At 65.6% G+C, this 20,094-nt stretch carries 19 protein-coding genes and 1 tRNA gene; 5 read left to right on the top strand and 15 right to left on the bottom strand.

The window, feature by feature from the left end; genetic code table 11:
* Nucleotides 1–139: 139 nt before the first annotated feature.
* Entirely contained in the window at nt 140–2,350 is a 2,211-nt protein-coding gene (locus tag WJ12_RS07320; protein ID WP_034190176.1) for a lipoprotein, read from the top strand.
* A gap of 84 nt (nt 2,351–2,434) precedes the next feature.
* Here WJ12_RS07320 and WJ12_RS07315 read toward each other — a convergent pair whose 3' ends face one another.
* From WJ12_RS07315 to WJ12_RS07255, 13 genes are all read right to left on the bottom strand, one after another.
* A complete protein-coding gene (locus tag WJ12_RS07315) occupies nt 2,435–2,848 on the bottom strand; it encodes a MerR family transcriptional regulator (protein ID WP_049033775.1) in 414 nt (137 codons plus the stop codon).
* A gap of 60 nt (nt 2,849–2,908) precedes the next feature.
* The gene (locus WJ12_RS07310; protein WP_034190156.1) at nt 2,909–3,295 is read right to left on the bottom strand and encodes an integration host factor subunit alpha; all 387 of its coding nucleotides are present in this window, start codon (nt 3,293–3,295) and stop codon (nt 2,909–2,911) included.
* Between the two features lie 72 nt (nt 3,296–3,367).
* Nucleotides 3,368–5,797 carry a phenylalanine--tRNA ligase subunit beta gene (gene pheT / locus WJ12_RS07305; RefSeq protein ID WP_034190157.1) on the bottom strand — a complete coding sequence of 810 codons (2,430 nt, stop codon included), beginning with the start codon at nt 5,795–5,797 and terminating at the stop codon, nt 3,368–3,370.
* A gap of 96 nt (nt 5,798–5,893) precedes the next feature.
* A complete protein-coding gene (gene pheS, locus WJ12_RS07300; RefSeq protein WP_034190158.1) occupies nt 5,894–6,907 on the bottom strand; it encodes a phenylalanine--tRNA ligase subunit alpha in 1,014 nt (337 codons plus the stop codon).
* A gap of 149 nt (nt 6,908–7,056) precedes the next feature.
* On the bottom strand, nt 7,057–7,416 hold the full coding sequence (rplT, locus tag WJ12_RS07295; RefSeq protein WP_004192938.1) for a 50S ribosomal protein L20: 360 nt from the start codon (nt 7,414–7,416) through the stop codon (nt 7,057–7,059).
* A gap of 30 nt (nt 7,417–7,446) precedes the next feature.
* Nucleotides 7,447–7,644 carry a 50S ribosomal protein L35 gene (rpmI, locus tag WJ12_RS07290; protein ID WP_004191477.1) on the bottom strand — a complete coding sequence of 66 codons (198 nt, stop codon included), beginning with the start codon at nt 7,642–7,644 and terminating at the stop codon, nt 7,447–7,449.
* A gap of 190 nt (nt 7,645–7,834) precedes the next feature.
* A complete protein-coding gene (gene infC, locus WJ12_RS07285; protein ID WP_071734130.1) occupies nt 7,835–8,359 on the bottom strand; it encodes a translation initiation factor IF-3 in 525 nt (174 codons plus the stop codon).
* A 49-nt stretch (nt 8,360–8,408) separates the two neighbouring features.
* On the bottom strand, nt 8,409–10,316 hold the full coding sequence (gene thrS / locus WJ12_RS07280) for a threonine--tRNA ligase (protein WP_059557842.1): 1,908 nt from the start codon (nt 10,314–10,316) through the stop codon (nt 8,409–8,411).
* Between the two features lie 272 nt (nt 10,317–10,588).
* Nucleotides 10,589–10,665: transfer RNA gene (locus WJ12_RS07275), tRNA-Val, on the bottom strand.
* Nucleotides 10,666–10,751: 86 nt separating this feature from the next.
* Complete coding sequence (locus tag WJ12_RS07270) at nt 10,752–12,986, bottom strand: RelA/SpoT family protein (RefSeq protein WP_034190160.1); 2,235 nt, start codon at nt 12,984–12,986, stop codon at nt 10,752–10,754.
* Between the two features lie 49 nt (nt 12,987–13,035).
* Nucleotides 13,036–13,389: a RidA family protein gene (locus WJ12_RS07265; RefSeq protein WP_034190161.1), complete on the bottom strand. Its 354-nt coding sequence runs from the start codon at nt 13,387–13,389 to the stop codon at nt 13,036–13,038.
* Nucleotides 13,390–13,469: 80 nt separating this feature from the next.
* A complete protein-coding gene (locus tag WJ12_RS07260; protein WP_034190162.1) occupies nt 13,470–14,366 on the bottom strand; it encodes an alpha/beta fold hydrolase in 897 nt (298 codons plus the stop codon).
* 124 nt (nt 14,367–14,490) lie between these two features.
* Complete coding sequence (locus WJ12_RS07255) at nt 14,491–15,396, bottom strand: LysR family transcriptional regulator (protein ID WP_059557875.1); 906 nt, start codon at nt 15,394–15,396, stop codon at nt 14,491–14,493.
* 138 nt (nt 15,397–15,534) lie between these two features.
* Between WJ12_RS07255 and WJ12_RS07250 the strand changes: the two genes are divergently transcribed.
* The 3 genes from WJ12_RS07250 to WJ12_RS07240 are packed head-to-tail and all read left to right on the top strand — an operon-like array spanning nt 15,535 to nt 17,867.
* Nucleotides 15,535–16,092 (top strand): ester cyclase, encoded by a 558-nt coding sequence (locus WJ12_RS07250; protein WP_049029773.1) that lies wholly within the window; start codon nt 15,535–15,537, stop codon nt 16,090–16,092.
* A gap of 12 nt (nt 16,093–16,104) precedes the next feature.
* Nucleotides 16,105–17,115 carry a polysaccharide deacetylase family protein gene (locus tag WJ12_RS07245; RefSeq protein ID WP_059557844.1) on the top strand — a complete coding sequence of 337 codons (1,011 nt, stop codon included), beginning with the start codon at nt 16,105–16,107 and terminating at the stop codon, nt 17,113–17,115.
* Nucleotides 17,116–17,153: 38 nt separating this feature from the next.
* Nucleotides 17,154–17,867, top strand: a complete 714-nt coding sequence (locus tag WJ12_RS07240; RefSeq protein ID WP_059557846.1) for an SDR family oxidoreductase — start codon at nt 17,154–17,156, stop codon at nt 17,865–17,867.
* Nucleotides 17,868–17,943: 76 nt separating this feature from the next.
* On the opposite strand, the gene WJ12_RS07235 is transcribed toward WJ12_RS07240, so the two are convergent.
* Together WJ12_RS07235 and WJ12_RS07230 are read right to left on the bottom strand one after the other, a co-directional pair.
* Nucleotides 17,944–18,585, bottom strand: a complete 642-nt coding sequence (locus WJ12_RS07235; RefSeq protein ID WP_034190166.1) for a CoA transferase subunit B — start codon at nt 18,583–18,585, stop codon at nt 17,944–17,946.
* A gap of 1 nt (nt 18,586) precedes the next feature.
* A complete protein-coding gene (locus WJ12_RS07230) occupies nt 18,587–19,291 on the bottom strand; it encodes a CoA transferase subunit A (protein WP_021162428.1) in 705 nt (234 codons plus the stop codon).
* A gap of 223 nt (nt 19,292–19,514) precedes the next feature.
* On the opposite strand from WJ12_RS07230, the gene WJ12_RS07225 reads away from it, so the two are divergent.
* Nucleotides 19,515–20,060: a LuxR C-terminal-related transcriptional regulator gene (locus WJ12_RS07225; RefSeq protein ID WP_034190167.1), complete on the top strand. Its 546-nt coding sequence runs from the start codon at nt 19,515–19,517 to the stop codon at nt 20,058–20,060.
* The last annotated feature ends 34 nt before the right edge of the window (nt 20,061–20,094 follow it).

The raw sequence follows: 20,094 nt of genomic DNA, 5'->3' as shown, positions 1-20,094 counted from the left end.
CGCGCCGGCGCCCCGCGCCCGCGCGCCCGTTGTTTGGTAACGCCGCTCTAGCGCGCTATGACACACTGCACGGCATCGACGCTCGCGCCGTCCAGTGGCGCGCGCCGCCGTCGATCACGACAAGACATGGAGACAGACGATGCGGAATCCGGTCCGGCGCGGCCATCGCTCGCCTTTGGCAATTTTCGACTGGTTTTCCGGCCTGCCACGCGCGGCCGGCCCGGCGTCGCGCACGCCCGCCCGTGTGTTCGGCTGCGGTGCGCTGGCGCTCGCCCTGCTGTGCGCCGGCTGCGCGGAATCGGCCGCGCAGCGCGACAGCAACACGTCGATCGCGGCAACGAAGATCGAACGCACCAAAGCCGAACGCCTCGCGCACGAGCAGCAGATCGCGCGCACGGTGCCGTCGCTCGCATCGATCAGCCTCACCCAGCCGCGCCCGTTCACGCTGCGCGACTCGGGCCAGAACGGCGCGATGACGTTCCTGCGCGACGTCGATTTCCGCATCGTCAACAACCTCGGCTTCTTCATCCATCAGTTGTCAGCCACGCTCGTGCCGACGCAGGCCGGCGCGCCGATCGTGTTCGACGATCCGACGAGCTTCGAGATCGACGTGCACGAAGGCACGGTCACGCTCGACAACGCCAAGCTGACCGCCCTCTTCAACACCTACATCTTCGGCTACCGCAACGCGCCGCTGCGCAAGCTGGCCGTATCGGCCGGCGACGGCGTGATCCATCTGCAAGGCGAGATGCAGCGCGACGGCTGGGTGCCGTTCTCGCTGACCGGCACGCTCGCGATCCGCGACGGCAGCCAGCTCGTCTTCCACCCGACCGGCGTACGCGTGTCGGGGATCAACGCGCAACCGGTCATGCGCGCGGCCAACGTGAAAATGGCCGACCTGCTGAAGGTCCAGACACCGATCGCGCAGCTTGCCGGCGACGATCTCGTGATGGCGGTCGACAAGCTGATGCCGCCGCCGCGCCTGAAGATCACCCTCACCGCACTGCGCGTGACGCCGGCTGGCCTCGACCTGACGCTCGACGACGGCACGCATGCCGGCTTCGCAATGCCCGCGAATGCGCCGCAACAGGCGATGTACATCCGCGGCGGCGACGTGAAGTTCATGCGCTCGATGCCGATGAACGCGGACATCCTGATCGGCCCGGTCGATCCGTCGAAGCGCGACCAGACGTTCGTGTTCGACCTGTATCACTATCGCGACCAGGTGTCGGCCGGCTATTTCAATTTCGACGAAAGCGGTGCGATGGCGATCCGGATGCCTTCGTACACGGGCCCGGCCAGCGGCGCGCTGCTCGGCAACGCGACCGCGCGCCTGAACGACAGTTTCCTTGCCGCGCAGCAGACTGCGCTGCGCGACGTGCGCCAGCACTGGGAAGCCTATGCGCTCGCCGCGGACGCGGCGCGTCCGGGCATGCAGAAGGTCGCGATGCGGCGCACGTCGACCACGCCATTCAACGAACGGCACGTGTCGAACCGCAACCCGACGATCCATCTGCGCAACGTCGACTTCAACCTGTCCGGCGACATCGGCTTCCATGTCGAGGATCTCGACGTCGAACTCGTATCGAAGCGCCCCGGCGAGCCCGTCGATCTCGACGATCCGAACCAGTACGACATCCGCATTCTCGGCGGCACGGTCGTCGAGTCGTGGAAGGCGATGTCGGCGCTGTTCAACAACTACCTGCTCGACTACTCGCCGCGTTCGCTGAACGACCTGCAATTGAGCGCGGACGGCCAGGACCTGCGTGTCCAGGGCGGCATCAAGCTGTGGAATCACGTGCCGGGCGTCTGGCTGCCGACCGACATGAAAGGCTCGCTGACGGTGCTCGACGACCGGCACCTCGCGTTCAGGCCGACGCAGGTGTCGGTGCTCGGCATTCCGCAGGCGAAGCTCCTGCGCTCGCTCGGCATCGAGCTTGCGTCGCTGACGCCGCTGCAGCGGCGCGGCGCGGCGCTGCGCGGCGACACGCTCGTGCTCGACCAGTACACCGTGTTCCCGCCGCCGGTGCTGAACGGCAAGCTCGGGCAAGCCACGGTCGAGCGCGACGGGCTGCGGCTCACGTTCCGGCGCGCGGCCGGCGCACCGGCGCCGAAGCGGCCGCAGATCGATGCGCCGAGCTACATGTGGATGGAAGGCGGCGACATGAAGATGTTCAACGTGCTCGAACTGAACGTACGCGCGTTGATCCGCAATTCGGCCGAGGCCGGCCCGATGCGCTTCGACCTGTACGGTTATCGCAGCCAGGTCGCGCAGGGCTCGGTGCGGATGCTGCCGGACGGTACGCTGGTCGTCGACATGGGCCGGAAGAATCCGCTCGCGTCGCGCTGATGCGCGTATGCGGCACCGATGAAAAAAGCCCGGTTGGCGTATCGCCAACCGGGCTTTTCCCTCGATCTCGTTCGCGCGTCGCGCTCAGTCGTGCTTCAGTCCGTCGATCACGTCGAGCAGCGCCTGCCGCAGCGCGATGACGTCGACCGTTACGCCCGGCTTGCCCGATGCGCGCGCATCGGCGGCCTGCAGCTCGGGTTCGACCGGTTCCGCCGCGCCCCGCGGGCTACCCGGCGAATCGAGCCGGTTGCGCGCACCGTTGATCGTGAATCCCTGCTCGTACAGCAACTCGCGAATCCGCCGGATCAGCAGCACTTCGTGATGCTGGTAATACCGACGATTGCCGCGCCGCTTCACCGGCCGCAGCTGGGTGAATTCCTGTTCCCAATAACGCAGCACATGCGGCTTGACCCCGCACAGTTCGCTGACTTCACCGATCGTGAAGTAGCGCTTCGCGGGAATCGGAGGCAAAACGACTTTCTCAACCGTGGTGGTCATCGTCGGTTAACCGTCGGTAAGGGTGCGCGGCGGCCGCGCGGAGACTGCTGCGAGCGGCGCTTACTCCGCGCCGTTTTCGACCAGCGCCTTCAGCTTCTGGCTCGCGTGGAAGGTTACCACCCGGCGCGCCGCGATCGGAATCGCCTCGCCCGTCTTCGGATTGCGGCCCGGACGCTGCGGCTTGTCGCGCAACTGGAAATTGCCGAATCCCGACAGCTTGACGCTTTCGCCGTTTTCGAGCGCGTCGCGGATCACCTCGAAAAACGCCTCGACCATGTCCTTCGCTTCACGCTTGTTCAGCCCGACGCTGTCGAACAGCAGCTCCGCCAGCTCCGCCTTCGTCAGCGTGGGCGTCTCGGGGGACGCCGGCGCCGAGGCGTCGCGGTTCATGGCGCTGCGTTGCGCCGTCAGGAGGGCTTCGAATTCACTCGAGGTCATGTCGTTCATATCTGCCATACAGCGCGTTGAATCAAAACTTACGATGGAAAAGAGCCGCCCGCGAACGGGCGGGCCCTCTCCTTAGCCGCGCAGGCGCGCACCGGCGCGAGCCATCCGCTCGACCAGCGTCTGGATCGCCTGGTCGACGACCTCGTCCTGTAGCGTGCCAGCCGCGTCCTGCAGCGTCACGCGGAAGGCAAGGCTCTTCTCGTGCGCGGCAAGGCCACCGGAAGTATTTGATTTTGCACGAAATTCGTCGAAGAGTACAACCTTCTGAACGAATCGGCAGGCCTCTTCGGCAAGTGCCTTCTTCATTTCGTCGAAAAGTGCCTGAACCTCGACCGCCTGATCGACGACAACGGCGATATCGCGTCGTACCGGCGGGAATTTCGACACCTCGGTCGGCGCCGGCAGCGCACGCGCAATCAGCGCGTCCGCGTCGATCTCGAACATCACCGGCGCGTGCGGCAACTCGTACTTCTGCATCAGGCGCGGGTGCAGCTCGCCGATCCAGCCGACCGCACGGCCATCGACTTCGATGCGCGCGCTGCGGCCCGGGTGGAGAGCCGGATGCTCGGCCTTCACGAAGCGCCCGGCCGACGGCGCCAGCAGCGCTTCGAGATCGCCCTTCACGTCGAAGAAATCGACCGCGCGGGTGGCGACGCCCCACTGCTCGTCGACAGCCGGACCGTATGCCAGCGCGCCGACACGCTTCGGCTGCGCATGGCCCTCGACCGCCAGTTCGCCGGCCTTCACCGACGGATCGGCGAGGAACACGCGGCCCGACTCGAACACGCGCACGCGATCGGCGCGACGGTTGAGGTTGTGGCGCAGCACGGCGACCAGGCTGCCGAACAGCGTCGTGCGCATCACCGAAAGCTGGCTCGCGATCGGGTTCAGCAGCTTGATCGGGTTGTCGTTGCCGGCGAAATCGTGCTCCCACTCCGCATCGACGAAGCTGAAGTTGACGGTTTCCGCGTAGTCGCGCGCAGCGAGCGCGTGACGGATGTCGTGGATCGAGCGCCGCGTCTCGTTGGTCGCGCGCATTTCGCTCGTCGCGACCGGCGGGCGCGCCGGAATCTTTTCGAAACCGTAGATGCGCGCCACTTCCTCGATCAGGTCTTCCTCGATCTCGATGTCGAAGCGGTGCGACGGCGGCGTGACGAGGAACGCGTCGTCTTCACGCTCGAACGACAGGCCGAGGCGCGTGAAGATGCTGGCGATCTCGTCGGCGCCGATCTTCACGCCGATGATGCGGTTCGCACGCGACACGCGCATCTTCACCGGTGCGCGCTGCGGCAGGTTCACCGACTGATCGTCGACCGGGCCCGCCTTGCCGCCGCAGATCTCGAGAATCAGCTGCGTGATGCGCTCGACGTGCTCGACGGTCGTCGCGTAATCGACGCCGCGCTCGAAGCGATGCGCCGCATCGGTCGAGAAGTTGTACTTGCGCGCACGGCCGCGGATGCTGTCCGGCCACCAGAACGCGGCTTCGAGATAGATGTTGGTCGTGTCGAGCGTGACGGCCGTGCTGTCGCCGCCCATGATGCCGGCCAGGCTTTCGACCTGGGCGGCATCCGAAATCACACCGACCGTTTCGTCGAGTTCGACGGTATTGCCGTTGAGCAGCTTCAGCGATTCGCCGCGCTTGCCCCAGCGCACCTCGATGCCGCCGTGGATCTTGTCGAGATCGAACACGTGCGACGGGCGGCCGAGTTCGAACATCACGTAGTTCGAGATGTCGACGAGCGCGGACACGCTGCGCTGGCCCGAGCGCTCGAGACGCTCGACCATCCATTGCGGCGTCTTCGCGCGCGCGTTCACGCCGCGGATCACGCGACCCGAGAAGCGGCCGCACAGATCGGGCGCGGCGATGCGCACCGGCAGCGTTTCGTCGAGCTCGACGCGCACCGGACGGATGTCGACCGGCGTCAGCGGCGCGCCGGTGATTGCGGCCGTCTCGCGCGCGATACCGAACACGGACAGGCAGTCGGCCTTGTTCGGCGTCAGCTTGATTTCGAAGATCGTGTCGTCGAGATTGAGCGTCTCGCGGATATCCTGGCCGACCGGCGTATCTTCCGGCAGGACCAGCAGGCCGCTGTGGTCCTCGGACAGCTTCAGCTCGCGTGCCGAGCACAGCATCCCCTGGCTCTCCACGCCGCGCAGCTTCGACAGCTTGATCGCGAACGGCTTGCCGCCCTCTTCCGCCGGCGGCAGTTCGGCGCCGACCAATGCAACCGGCACCTTGATGCCGGGCGCGACGTTCGGCGCGCCGCAGACGATGTTCAGCGTCGCGCCGGTGCCGGCGTCGACCTGGCAGACATTGAGCTTGTCCGCATCCGGATGCTTGACGACTTCGAGCACGCGGCCGACGACGATCTTCGACGTCGGCGGCGCAGCCTTGCTCAGCGATTCGACTTCGAGCCCCGCCATCGTCAGCGCGTGCGACAGTTCGTCGGTCGTCAGCTGCGGGTCGACAAAGGTTCTCAACCAGGATTCAGGGAATTGCATGGATGTCTACGTTCGAAACAGGTTAGATCGACGCCCGGGCCCCGTCGGATCGTCCGTCGGGGCGTGCGCGGGCACAGGTCGGCGCGGCGGGCGGCGTTATGCGAACTGGCGCAGGAAACGCAGGTCGTTCTCGAAGAACAGCCGCAGATCCTGGACGCCGTAGCGCAGCATCGTCAGGCGCTCGAGGCCGCTGCCGAACGCGAAGCCGATGTAGCGCTCGGGATCGAGGCCCATGTTGCGAATCACGGTCGGATGCACTTGCCCCGAACCGGAAATCTCGAGCCACTTGCCGGCGTTCTTGCCTTGCTCGAACATCATGTCGATCTCGGCCGACGGTTCCGTGAACGGGAAATACGATGGACGGAAGCGCACGAGGATGTCGTCGCGCTCGAAGAATTTTTTCAGGAAGTCGGTATAGACGCCCTTGAGGTCGGCAAAGCTGATGTTTTCGTCGATCCACAGCCCCTCGACCTGATTGAACATCGGCGAGTGGGTTGCATCGCTGTCGACGCGATACGTGCGGCCCGGCGCGATCACCTTGATCGGCGGACGGTTCATGCGCGCATAACGCACCTGCATCGGGCTCGTGTGCGTGCGCAGCAGCAACTGGCGGCCGTCGGCATCCTTGCCTTCGACGTAGAAGGTGTCCTGCATCGAACGCGCCGGATGGTTCTCCGGGCTGTTCAGCGACGTGAAGTTGTACCAGTCGGTCTCGATTTCGGGGCCGTCGGCCACATCGAAACCGATCGAGCCGAAAATCCGTTCGACCCGCTCCCACGTGCGCATCACGGGGTGCAGGCTGCCAGCACCGGCGCCGCGGCCGGGCAGCGTCACGTCGATCGCTTCGGCAGTGAGGCGCTGATTCAGCAGCGCGTCGGCCAGTGCCTGGCGACGGGCGGTCAGCGCGGCTTCAACCTGCTGCTTCGCGACGTTGATGCGTGCGCCTTCGGTCTTGCGTGCTTCGGGATCGAGCTTGCCGAGGCCCTTCAGCAACTCGGTCAGCGCACCCGACTTGCCGAGAAATCGTGCTTTCTCGTTTTCGAGCGTGGTGATGTCGGCAGCCTGTTCGAAGGACTGCTGCGCGTCGGCGACAATCTGGTCCAGATCCATAGATCCCATCATTTCCAACGTCATTCGGTCTTGGCGAGCGAAACTGCCCCACCAAACAAAAAAGGGGCTCGGAAGAGCCCCGTTTTCGCTGCAGCGGCCGAAACTACCGGAACATCGCTGCAACTAACCACGCAGTGCTAATTTCGCAATTAGGCTGCAACGGCGGCTTTCACCTGCTTGACGATCGCAGCAAAAGCAGCCTTGTCGAACACCGCCATGTCAGCCAGCACCTTACGGTCGAGTTCGATCGACGCCTTCTTCAGGCCGTTGATGAACACGCTGTAGGTCATGTCGTGCTGACGAACTGCCGCGTTGATACGCGTGATCCACAGTGCGCGGAACACACGCTTCTTGTTGCGGCGATCGCGGTACGCGTACTGACCAGCGCGCATCACCGCCTGCTTGGCGATGCGGTAGACGTTATTGCGGCGGCCGCGATAACCCTTGGCCAGGTTGATGATCTTCTTGTGGCGGGCCCGTGCGGTTACCCCACGTTTGACTCGAGGCATGTTTCTCTCCTTAGAGTATCAGTTGAGGGGTTACGCGAACGGCAGCATTGCGCGGACGGAGTTCAGATCGGAATCATGAACTGCCGTTGCGCCGCGCAGGTGACGCTTGTTCTTCGTGGTTTTCTTGGTCAGGATGTGGCGCTTGAAGGCTTGACCGCGCTTGACGGTACCGCCCGGACGCACCACGAAGCGCTTTGCAGCGCTCTTCTTGGTCTTCATCTTAGGCATGACGAACAACTCCAGTTTATTAGATGGCGATGGGTGTGCGGTTGGCTTGCGCCCTTGACCCGCCCTTCGAAACCCAGTCCACTTGTGTACGGCGGACCGCTTGCGCAGCCACCGTCATTGTTGGCGCGCCGCCCTGACCGGGCCACGCGCCGAACCACTGCCGAACTCGCGCGCAACGCGCGCGGGCCCGTTACTTCTTTTTCTTCGGCGAGAGCACCATGATCATCTGGCGCCCTTCCATCTTCGGCATCTGCTCGACCTGACCGACTTCCTCGAGATCCGTGCGCAGACGCTCAAGCATCCGCATACCGATTTCCTGGTGAGCCATTTCACGGCCGCGGAAACGCAACGTGATCTTCGTCTTGTCGCCTTCTTCGAGGAAGCGCACGAGATTGCGGAGCTTGACGTTGTAGTCACCGTCATCGGTACCCGGGCGGAACTTGACTTCCTTGACCTGGATGACCTTCTGCTTGAGCTTCGCCTCGTGCTGCTTCTTCGATTCCTGGTACTTGAACTTGCCGTAATCCATCAGACGGCAAACCGGGGGAACCGCTTGCGGCGCGATTTCCACCAGGTCAACATCCAGTTCTTCCGATTTACGGAAAGCATCAGCGAGTTTTACGATACCGAGCGGTTCGTTCTCGATCCCGACCAGACGCACTTCCGGCGCAGTGATTTCACCGTTGATGCGGTGCGACGACTTATCAGTAGCGATGTTACGTTTCCTCTAAAAATTAAAAAAACGAGCCGCGCTGCCAGGGCGGTTACTTGAACGAGCGCAGGTCTTCCTGCAGACGCTCAACGAAGGCTTCGACCGGCATTACGCCAAGATCGACGCCGCCACGGGCACGCACGGCTACCGTTTGCGCATCACGCTCCTTATCGCCCACGACGAGGAGATAAGGCACCTTTTCCAGCGTGTGCTCGCGTATTTTATAGCTAATCTTCTCGTTGCGCAAATCGGCCGCCACTCTAACCCCTTGTTTTTGCAACGTTTGGGCCAGGGACTGCGCATATTCGGCCTGACTTTCGGCAATATTGAGCACAATTGCCTGGAACGGCGCGAGCCAAACCGGCATTGCACCAGCATGGTGCTCGATCAAAATGCCCAGGAAACGCTCCATCGACCCGACGATCGCGCGGTGCAGCATCACCGGCCGGCGGCGGCTGTTGTCTTCCGCCACGTACTCGGCGCCGAGGCGCTCCGGCAGCACCATGTCGAGCTGCAGCGTGCCGCACTGCCACGAGCGGCCGAGCGCGTCCTTGATGTGGTACTCGATCTTCGGGCCGTAGAACGCGCCTTCGCCCGGCAATTCTTCCCACGTGAGGCCGCAGGCCGTCAGCGCGTCGCGCAGGCCCTGCTCGGCGCGATCCCACGTCTCGTCCGTGCCCGCGCGCTGATCGGGACGCAGCGACAGCTTGATGTCGATGTGTTCGAAACCGAAGTCCTTGTACACGCTCATGGCCAGCGTGTTGAAGGCGATCGATTCCGAAATGAACTGGTCTTCCGTACAGAAGATGTGCGCATCGTCCTGCACGAAGCCGCGCACGCGCATCAGGCCGTGCAGCGCGCCCGATGCCTCGTTGCGGTGGCACGAACCGAATTCCGCGTAACGCAGCGGCAGGTCGCGGTACGAGCGCAGGCCGTGCTTGAACACCTGGACGTGGCCCGGGCAGTTCATCGGCTTGATCGCGTAGTCGCGCTTCTCCGACTCCGTCGTGAACATGTTCTCGCGGTAGTTCTGCCAGTGGCCCGACGCCTCCCACAGCGAGCGGTCCATGATCATCGGCGTCTTGATCTCGAGATAGCCGGCGTCGTTCACGCGGCGGCGCATGTACTGCTCGACCTGCTGCCACAGCGCCCAGCCCTTCGGATGCCAGAACACCATGCCCGGCGACTCTTCCTGCATGTGGAACAGGTCGAGCTGCTTGCCCAGCTTGCGGTGATCGCGCTTTTCCGCTTCCTCGAGCATGTGCAGGTACTGGTCCTGATCTTCCTTCTTCGTCCAGGCCGTACCGTAGATGCGCTGCAGCTGCTCGTTCTTCGAATCGCCGCGCCAGTACGCGCCCGCGACCTTCATCAGCTTGAAGACCTTCATCTTGCCGGTGGACGGCACGTGCGGGCCGCGGCACAGATCGGTGAAGCCGCCGTGCGAGTACAGCTTGATTTCGTCGCTTTGCGGAATCGACTCGATGATCTCGGCCTTGTACTTCTCGCCGATGCTGCGGAAGTAACCGGCCGCCTCGTCGCGCGACACGACGCGGCGCGTCACCGGCTCGTCCTTCTTCGCGAGCTCCTGCATGCGCTTTTCGATCTTTTCCAGATCTTCCGGCGTGAACGGCCGGTTGTACGAGAAGTCGTAATAGAAGCCGTTGTCGATCACCGGGCCGATCGTCACCTGCGCGTCCGGATACAGATCCTTCACCGCATACGCGAGCAAGTGCGCGGTCGAGTGACGGATGATGTCGAGACCGTCGGCATCCTTGTCCGTGATGATCGCGAGCGACGCGTCGCGGTCGATCACCGTGGACGTATCAACGAGCTCGCCATCGAGCTTGCCGCCAAGCGCAGCCTTCGCAAGACCGGGACCGATCGAGGCCGCGACCTCGGCAACTGTCACCGGATGCTCGTATTGTCGAACTGAGCCGTCAGGCAAGCGTATCGAAACCATGGCAATCTCCGTGATGCCGACAGTGGGCGGCAGACCAGGAACGCGAGATCAGAAATCACGCGTGAAAATTTCGCGACAAAAAAAATGCGGCCCCGCTTTCGAGGGGCCGCATTCGATACTTCACTCAAACTGAAAGGGCGAAAACGTTCCTCGACTAGCGTCGCTCCGAAGTCGTTTCGGTCAACGTTCGCGGTGTCATAACCGTATTCGCCTTGTTCGCGTTGAGTTCTTTACTGCATCGAACGCCCGGAGACCAGGCATTCTCAATTCGTTGGTAGGCTCGATTGGACTCGAACCAACGACCCCCACCATGTCAAGGTGGTGCTCTAACCAGCTGAGCTACGAGCCTAGAGAAGCTAAGATTATATGGAGCGGCTACCGGCTTGGCAAGTGTTTTATGCAGTCGCAGCAAAACAACCGTGTTTCAACCCCACATCACGCCTTGCGACCCGCCCGCACGACGCCCTGCACCTCGCCGAGCAGCGTGCACGCGCGCTGCACCTGCGCCGAGTTCGACACCTCGACCGTGAACTGCATGAATGCCGCATTGCGGCGACTCTGCGTCTTCACGCCCACCACGTTGATCTTCTCGCGCGCGAACACTTCGGAGATGTCGCGCAGCAACCCTTGCCGGTCGCTCGCCTCGATCATCAGGTCGACCGGATAAACGGACGCGCCGCGCCCGCCGAGCACGTCAGCCGACCAGGTCGTCTGCAGCACGCGCTCCGGCGCGCGCTCGACCATCCGGCGGAACGTCGGGCAGTCGGTGCGATGGATCGACATGCCCTTGCCGCGCGTGACGAACCCGCTGATCGGATCGGGCGGCGCGGGACGGCAGCAACGCGCGAGCTGGGTCAGCAGCGCATCGACGCCCACCACCAGCACGCCGGTCGACGCGCCGTGCGCGACGCTCGCGCCGCTGCTGCGCTTCTCGAAATCGGCGGGCGCCTCGGGCGCCGGCTCCGGCGGCGGCGCATCGGACAGCGCGTGCTCGACATTGCGCAGGCTGAATTCTTCCTTGCCGACGACCGAGAACAGCTCCTCGGGCGACTTGAAGCCGAGCTTCGCCGCGAGGTTGTCCAGGTTGACCGAGGTCTTGCCTTCGCGCTGCAGCGTCTTTTCGACGAGCGCCCGGCCATGCGCGACGTTTTCCTCCTGCTCGATCGAGTTGAACCACGCACGCACCTTCTGCCGCGCACGCGGGCTCTTCAGGTAGCCGAGCTGCGCGTTCAGCCAGTCGCGCGACGGCCCGCCCTCCTTCACCGCGACGATCTCGACCGTCTGGCCGTTCGCGAGCGACGTGTTCAGCGGGACCATCACGCCGTCCACGCGCGCGCCGCGGCAGCGATGGCCGAGTTCGCTGTGCAGGTGGTACGCGAAATCGACCGGCGTCGCCCCCTGCGGCAACGCGATCACGCGCGCCTGCGGCGTCAGCACGTAGATGTGGTCGTCATCGAGCGACGTCTCGCGCAATTGCGCCCACGCCTGGTCGCCCGACACCTCGGCGCCGTCCTCGACGTCGTCCTTCCACGCCAGCAACTGGCGCAGCCATGCGATCTTCTCGTCGTACTTGTCGCTCGCCGAGAACTGGCCGCCGTAACCGCGCGCGCCGGCCTCCTTGTAGCGCCAGTGCGCGGCCACGCCGTACTCGGCGAAGCGGTGCATCTCCTGCGTGCGGATCTGCACTTCGAACGCGCGGCCGTCGTCGCCGATCACGACCGTATGCAGCGACTTGTAGCCGTTCGGCTTCGGTCGCGAGATGTAGTCGTCGAATTCCTTCGGCACCGGCTGCCACAGGTGATGCACGATGCCGAGCACCGCGTAGCAATCCTTGATGTCCGGCACGATCACGCGAAACGCGCGCACGTCGTACAGCTCGGAGAAATCGAGTTCCTTGCCGCGCATCTTGCGCCAGATGCTGTAGATATGTTTCGGCCGGCCGCTCACGTCGGCCTGGATGTTCGCTTCCGCGAGCTCGTGCTGCAGCCGCCCGATCGCCTGCGTGACGTATGCCTCGCGTTCGATGCGCTTCTCGTCGAGCAGCTTCGCGATCCGCTTGTAGGTGACGGGATCCTCGAAGCGGAACGCGAGATCCTCGAGCTCCCACTTCAGTTGCCAGATACCGAGGCGGTTCGCGAGCGGCGCATAGATCTCGAGCGTCTCGCGCGCGACGTCGGGCGGCGGCTCGATCTTCGCGGCCGCGTAATAGCGCAGCGACTGCAACCGCGACGCGAGCCGGATCAGCACGACGCGGATGTCCTGCGCGAACGCGAGCAGCATCTTGCGCAGCGCCTCGATCTGCGTGCGCCGCTCTTCCGCCGCGTCGCGCCCCGTGTCGGGCTTCGCGTTCTGCGCGGCGCGCAGGCTCACGGTGCCGAGCCGCAACAGCTTGCGCACGTCGGACACGAGCCGCGCCACCTCTTCGCCGAAACGCTCGGTGAGCTCGCGCTCGGGGTCGCTCAAGTGCGGCGTCAGCACGAACAGCGCGGCGGCCTGCATCGCGGACGGATCGACGTTCAGCGTGCGCATGATCGCCGCCGTGCCGGCCGAGTGATCGGCGAGCAGTTCGCCCGACGACAGGCGCGCGTCGCCGGCCCGCTCGCGCACGAACGCCAGCACGTCGTCGAACGACGGTGCCGCGACAGGGGAAGCGGAAACGGATTCGGTCATTGCACGGCCTGGCGGAATGCGGTCATCGTCGGGTGTGGCCCAGCCCAGCTCAGCTCCGCTGCGCGGCAACGACCACGATCTCGACGAGCAGCGCGGGATCCGCGAGCTTCGCCTCGACGGTGGCGCGCGGCGGCGTGTTGCCCTGCGCGACCCACGCGTCCCACTCCGCATTCATGCCGTCGAAGTTCGCCAGATCCGAGATGTAGATCTGCACCGACAGCAGATGCGCCTTGTCGCTGTTCGCTTCGGCGAGCAGACGGTCGATGTGGCCGAGCACTTCGCGCGTCTGGCCCCTGATGTCCTGCGTGGTGTCTTCGGCGATCTGGCCGGCCAGATACACGGTACCGTTGTGGATCGCGGTTTCGGAGAGACGGGCCCCGACGTGGTGACGAATGACTGCCATGGAATGTTCCGGTCGTGAGTGAAGGGAGAATCGGACGGCGGCACGGCCCACGTGCCGCCGAACCGTATATTATGACGCGTTTATGCGCGGCCTTCGACGAAAAACCGCCGCGCAAGTGCAATCTGGTCGGCACTGACGAACGCCGGCGCGTGGCCCGCCCCCGGAATCTCGACGTGCGTCACATGTCGGCCGCGACGCACCATGTCGGCCACCGTCTCGCGCGACAGCAGGTCGGAGGTCTCGCCGCGCACGACGAGCAGCGATGCGTCCGTCGTCTCGATCGCACGCCACAGCGCGGCCTCGCCGAGCGCGGCCAGTTCGGGCGTCGTCGCCTTGAACGGCTCGGCGATGCGCGGATCGTAGCGCATCGTCCAGCCGCCTTCGGGCAGCTCGCGCAGCAGCGGCCCGTTGATCTCGCGCCACTCGTCGGCACTCAGCGCGCCGAACGGCAGCGACAGCGACGTCAGGTAGTCGATCCCCTCCTGCTCGGTGTCGAAGCGCGGCTGCACGCCGAGGTATTCGCCGATGCGTGTCAGCGAATCGGGCTCGATGCGCGGCCCGACGTCGTTGACGATCATCCGGCGCAACGGCGAACCGGGCAGCCCCGCAAGCGCCATGCCGATCAGGCCGCCCATCGACGTGCCGAACCAGTCGACCGATTCGACGTCGAGCCGCGCGATCAGCGTCACCATGTCGGCCACGTACTGCGGAATCGCATAGAGCCGCGGGTCGGCCAGACGGTCCGACCGGCCGCGCCCGACGATGTCGGGGCAGACGACGCGATACGTATCGGACAGCGCGGCGGCGAGCCGGTCGAAATCGCGCCCGGAACGCGTCAGGCCGTGCACGCAGACGAGCACGCGCGGATTGGCGGGATCGCCCCACTCGGTATAGGCGACGTGGTGAAGGCCGGCGGCACTCGCACACTGCACGCGCCGCTGGCGGGGAACCGGAGGATTCGCTGGGGTCGTTGGCATCGTTGGCATCCTGTCGAACGGGGGCGACGCGCGGGGCAACGCTTGCGACGCCCGATGCGAACGATTGTAAACCGCTTCCGAACAACGGGCGCCGCGCCCGCGGCGCACCGCACGGGACGGAGGCTCAATCGGCTCGGCGCCACGCCGCGCGCAACTGCTCGCGCAGGAACTCGACGAAGGTGCGCACGCGCAGCGGCACGTGGCGGCCGCCGGGATAGACCGCATGCAGCGGCGCCGCGGACGCCGCGAAAGCCGGCAGCACGCGCACGAGCCGGCCGGCATCGAGATCGGCGCCGACGTCCCAGATCGACTTCAGCGCAATACCCGCGCCTTCCAGCGCCAGCGTACGCGCCGCACCGCCGTCGTTCGTCAGCAGCGCGGCCGCCACCTCGACGGCCACCCTGCCCTGGGCGCCGTCGAAGCGCCATTCGGCACGCGCCTGGTCGCCCATCACGATGCATCGATGTTCGCGCAGTTCGGCCGGATGGGCCGGCGCCCCGTGCGCCGCGAGATAGCCCGGCGACGCGCACAGCACGCGATGATTCGGCGCCAGCTCGCGCGCGATCATCGTCGAATCGGCGAGATTGCCGATCCGCACGGCGACGTCAATGTCATGGGCGAGCAGGTCGACGACCGTGTCGGTCAGCAGCAACTGCACGGTCAGTTGCGGATGCCGCTGCTGAAACGCCGCCACGACGGGCGCGATCCGCAGACGGCCGAGCTCGCCGGGCGCCGTCACGCGCAGCACGCCGCTGACCGTGCCGCGACGATCGCGCATCAGCGTTTCGGCGCGATCGACTTCGGCCAGGATGCGCAGGACCTGGGCGTGAAACTGCGCGCCTTCGTCGGTCAGCGTTTGCTGCCGGGTCGTCCGGTGCAGCAAGCGCACGCCAAGCTGCGACTCGAGCTGCGCAAGCCGCTTGCTGACGACGGACAACGACAAATCGAGTTCGCGCGCGGCCGCCGACAGGCTGCCGGCCGACACGATCCTCGCGAAAGTGTCGAGCGCAGGAAGATCGTCGATCAGCATCCGGTCGCCCGCCACATCCCAGCCTTTCCTTTTTTCGAATAATCCATTCGCCGTTCGCCCGTATTTGCATCCAAAACGGAAACCTACCATACCTGTTCCGCGTCGTCGCACGACGCTATTCACAGGACCTCCGAAACCATGTCGATCCGCCTTCGTTCGATCACCCGCCCCGTCGCGCCGGTACTCGCCGCGGCCGCTTGCGTCGTGGCACTGTTGCCCGCCGCGTCCCGTGCGGCAGACCTCGTCGCGCCGCGCAGCCTGACCGTGGCCGAGGGCGTGCCGGCTGCGCAGGCCCGGGCGCAGATACTGGCCGCGCGCCGCTACGGCACCTTCTGGGATACCGGCGACGCCGATCTCGCCCGTACCGCGCTCGCCGCCGACTTCACCGACCGGACGCTGCCGCCCGGCCGGGAACAGGGCATTCCGGGACCGCTCGCGGCCTCGCGCACGATGCGCGGCGCGATTCCGGATCTGCATTGCGACATCGAACAGATGATCGTCGCGGGCGACCGCGTCGTCGTCCACCTGCACTTTCGCGGGCATTTCACCGGCACGTTCAACGGAACGGCCGGGCGCGGACAGGCAATCGACTTCATCGCGACCGATATCTACCGGATCGACCACGGCCGGATCGCGGAAAACTGGCACATCGAGGACAACCTGACGCTGATGCGTCAGCTCGGACTGGTCGCCTGACGGAGGAACGCAATGACTCACGATCACGACCCTCGTGCGACGCACCTGCCGCGCCGCAGATTTCTGGCCCAGACCGGCGCCGGGCTCGCGGCCGGCGCCGCGGTGATGGCCGGCGCGTCCCGGCCGGCAACGGCCGCCCCGATTCCGGCGCGCCCCACGCCGGACGCCGCGCCGTTCTGGCCGGACGGCGCGCGCCTGGTCATCTCGATCTCGATGCAGTTCGAGGCGGGCGGCCAGCCGCCCAGCGGGGCGGACAGCCCCTTTCCCGCCGTCGCGTTTCCGCCGTCCGTGCCGGTCGATCTCGCGTCGGCCACCTGGTTCGCCTATGGCTACCGGGAAGGCATTCCGCGCCTGCTCGACCTGTGGGACCGGCATGGCGTGAAAGTCACGTCGCACATGATCGGGGAAGCCGCGCGCCGGCACCCCGAACTGGCGCGCGAAATCGTGGCGCGCGGCCACGAAGCCGCCGCCCACGGGCCGACCTGGCGTGCGCAATTCGCGATGAGCCGCGACGACGAGCGCCGCTTCCTGACCGAAGCCCGCGACATGGTCGAAGCGGTGACCGGTCAGCGCCCGATCGGCTACAACTGCAACTGGCTGCGGCGCGGCCCCCATACGCTGTCGTTGCTGCAGGAACTCGGCTACACGTATCACATCGACGACGTCAGCCGGGACGAGCCTTTCATCGAAAGCGTCGACGGTCGCGATTTCGTGGTGGTCCCGTACACGCTGCGCAACAACGACATCCTGCTGATCGAAGGCCGCAACTACTCGCCGACGATGTTCCTCGAGCAGATCAAGCTCGATTTCGACCAGTTGTACGCGGAGGCCGGACAGCGGCGCAGACTGATGTCGATCAGCGCGCATGACCGGATCAGCGGCACGCCGCAAATGGTCCGCGCATGGGACGCCTTCCTGCACTACGCTCGATCTCACCCCGGTGTCGCATTCATGCGCAAGGACGACATTGCGCGCTTCGCGCTGCACGGCCCGTCGACGCTGCGCGAAACCGAAACGATCTGAGCGGACGCCCCTCCCCCTTTCAACCAGGAAAAATCGTCATGACTGACCTGCTTCACGGAAAGAAAGTACTCGTCGTCGGAGGAAGCTCCGGCATCGGCGCCGCTGCCGCGACGGCATTCGCGCGACACGGCGCGATCCTGACGATCGCCTCGCGCAACCCGGGCAGGATCGCGATCGATGCCGGGGCCGGCGCACACGTGCGATACGAAACGCTCGACATCACCGATACGGCCGACGTGGAGGCCTTCTGCGCGCGCGCCGGCCAGTTCGACCACGTCGTGATTTCAGCGGCAAGGACGGCCACGGGCCCGGTCCGCGGACTGCCGCTGGCCGACGCGCAGGCTGCGATGGACAGCAAGTTCTGGGGCGCATATCGCGTCGCGCGGGCGATCGATATCGCGCCCGGCGGTTCGCTGACGTTCGTGTCGGGTTTCCTCAGTGCGCGGCCGAGCGCGTCGTCGGTGCTGCAAGGGGCGATCAATGCGGCGCTGGAGGCGCTGGCGCGCGGCCTGGCCCTCGAGCTGGCGCCGGTCCGCGTGAATACCGTGTCGCCCGGCCTGATCGCGACGCCGCTGTGGGACAAGCTCGCATCCGATGCGCGCGACGCCCTGTACGCCGGCGCCGCGCAGCGCCTTCCGGCCCGCCGGGTCGGCCAGCCGGAGGATGTCGCGAATGCCATCCTGTATCTGGCGACGACGCCTTATGCGACCGGCTCGACGGTGCTGATCGACGGCGGCGGCACCATCGCGTGACACAAGCGCGCACGACAAAACGCCCCGCGTTCCGTTGGGAACGCGGGGCGTCGGGGACGACGCAACGAGGCGACGCTCAGGCCACCGCGCTGACGTCGAGCGGTGCGCCCGTCTTCGCCTGGATCTCGTCCGCGCTCACGCCGTCGGCGAGTTCGAGAACCTTCAGGCCGGACGGCGTCACCTCGATCACGCCCAGATCGGTGATGATCAGGTCGACCACGCCGACACCCGTCAGCGGCAGGTTGCATTCTTCGAGAATCTTGTGCTGGTCGCCCTTCGCGACATGCTCCATCAGCACGACGACACGCCCCACCCCCGCGACGAGGTCCATCGCGCCGCCCATCCCCTTGATCATCTTGCCGGGGATCATCCAGTTCGCGAGGTCGCCCTGCTTGCTGACCTGCATCGCGCCGAGGATCGCGAGATTGATGTGGCCGCCGCGGATCATCGCGAACGAGTCGGCCGACGAGAAGATCGACGAGCCCGGCAGCGTCGTGACGGTCTGCTTGCCGGCGTTGATGAGATCGGCGTCGACTTCGTCCTCGGTCGGCGACGGGCCGATGCCGAGCAGGCCGTTTTCCGACTGCAGCCACACCTCGACGCCTTCCGGCACGTGGTTCGCGACGAGCGTCGGCAGGCCGATGCCGAGGTTCACGTAGAAGCCGTCCTGCAGTTCCTTCGCCGCGCGCGCGGCCATCTGGTCACGATTCCAGGCCATGTCAGTCTCCTTTCGCGCGTACGACGCGTTGTTCGATGCGTTTTTCCGGCGTCGCGTTCAGCACGATGCGCTGCACGAAAATCCCGGGCGTATGGATATGGTCCGGATCGAGTTCGCCGTTTTCGACGATCTCTTCGACCTCCGCCACGGTGATCTTGCCGGCCATCGCGCACATCGGATTGAAGTTGCGCGCCGTGCGGCGGTAGATCAGGTTGCCGGACTTGTCGGCCTTCCACGCCTTCACGAGCGCGACGTCGGCCGTCAGCGACGGCTCGAGCACGTAGTGGCGATCGCCGAACTGGCGCGTTTCCTTGCCTTCCGCGATCACGGTGCCGTAGCCGGTATTCGTGAAGAAGGCGGGAATGCCCGCGCCGCCCGCGCGCAGCTTCTCGGCGAGCGTGCCTTGCGGCGTGAATTCGAGTTCGAGTTCGCCGGCCAGGTACTGACGCTCGAACTCCTTGTTCTCGCCGACGTACGACGAGATCATCTTCTTGATCTGGCGCGTTTCCAGCAGCAGGCCGAGGCCGAAACCGTCGACGCCCGCGTTGTTGCTGATACAGGTGATGCCCTTGACCGCCGAATCGCGCAACGCCGCGATCAGCGCCTCCGGAATCCCGCACAGGCCGAAGCCGCCCACCGCGAAGGTCTGTCCGTCGCGGACGATCCCTTCCAGCGCGGCAGCCGCGCTTGGATAGACTTTGTTCATCAGTTGTCCCTTCCTCTATGGAAACCAGCAAAACCGGTTCACGCGCCCACCTGGGCCGCAAGCCCGCCGCATCATTCTATGCATGCGCGGCCCTACCTGCGTCGAAGCGCGCTGTTTTTATGTCGCGGCAAGCCGCCGCGAGATGCCTGAAAGGGTACGATGCGGCGCGGATGCGGCACAATACGCAAAAATACATAAGCGTTTGCCTCCGCTTGCCTGCGCCATGCCCGCTCTCGATTACCAGACTGCCTTCCACCTCGCGCCGCTCGGCCTCGTGCTGTCGCGCGACCGCGTGATCGAGGATTGCAACGATGCGCTTGCGTCGATCTTCCGCTGCGCGCGGGCCGATCTCATCGGAAAATCGTACGAGGTGCTCTATCCGTCGACGGACGAATTCCAGCGCATCGGCGAGCGAATCGCGCGCGTGATGGCCGCGAACGGCATCTACTCGGATGACAGAATCATGAAGCGCGCGGACGGCGAGCTGTTCTGGTGCCACGTGACGGGCCGCGCGCTCGACCGCACCGCGCCGCTCGCGGCCGGCGTCTGGACCTTCGAGGATCTGAGCGCGACGCGCCGCGTCGCCGTCGAGCTGACCCCGCGCGAGCGCGAGATCGCCGCGCAGCTCGCGACCGGCAAGACCAGCAAGCAGATCGGGCGCGTGCTCGACATCAGTTCGCGCACGGTCGACATCTACCGCGCACGGCTGATGCGCAAATACGGCACGAACAACACGCCGGAGCTGGTGCAGCGCCTGCTCGGGCAGTGAATGCTTGTCGCGTGGCGGCGCCCGAATGACGATC

Source organism: Burkholderia seminalis, from assembly GCF_001718535.1.
GTDB classification, from domain to species: domain Bacteria; phylum Pseudomonadota; class Gammaproteobacteria; order Burkholderiales; family Burkholderiaceae; genus Burkholderia; species Burkholderia seminalis.
The sequence above is the reverse complement of the archived record's forward strand: the minus strand, read 5'-3'. Positions and strand labels throughout refer to the sequence as shown.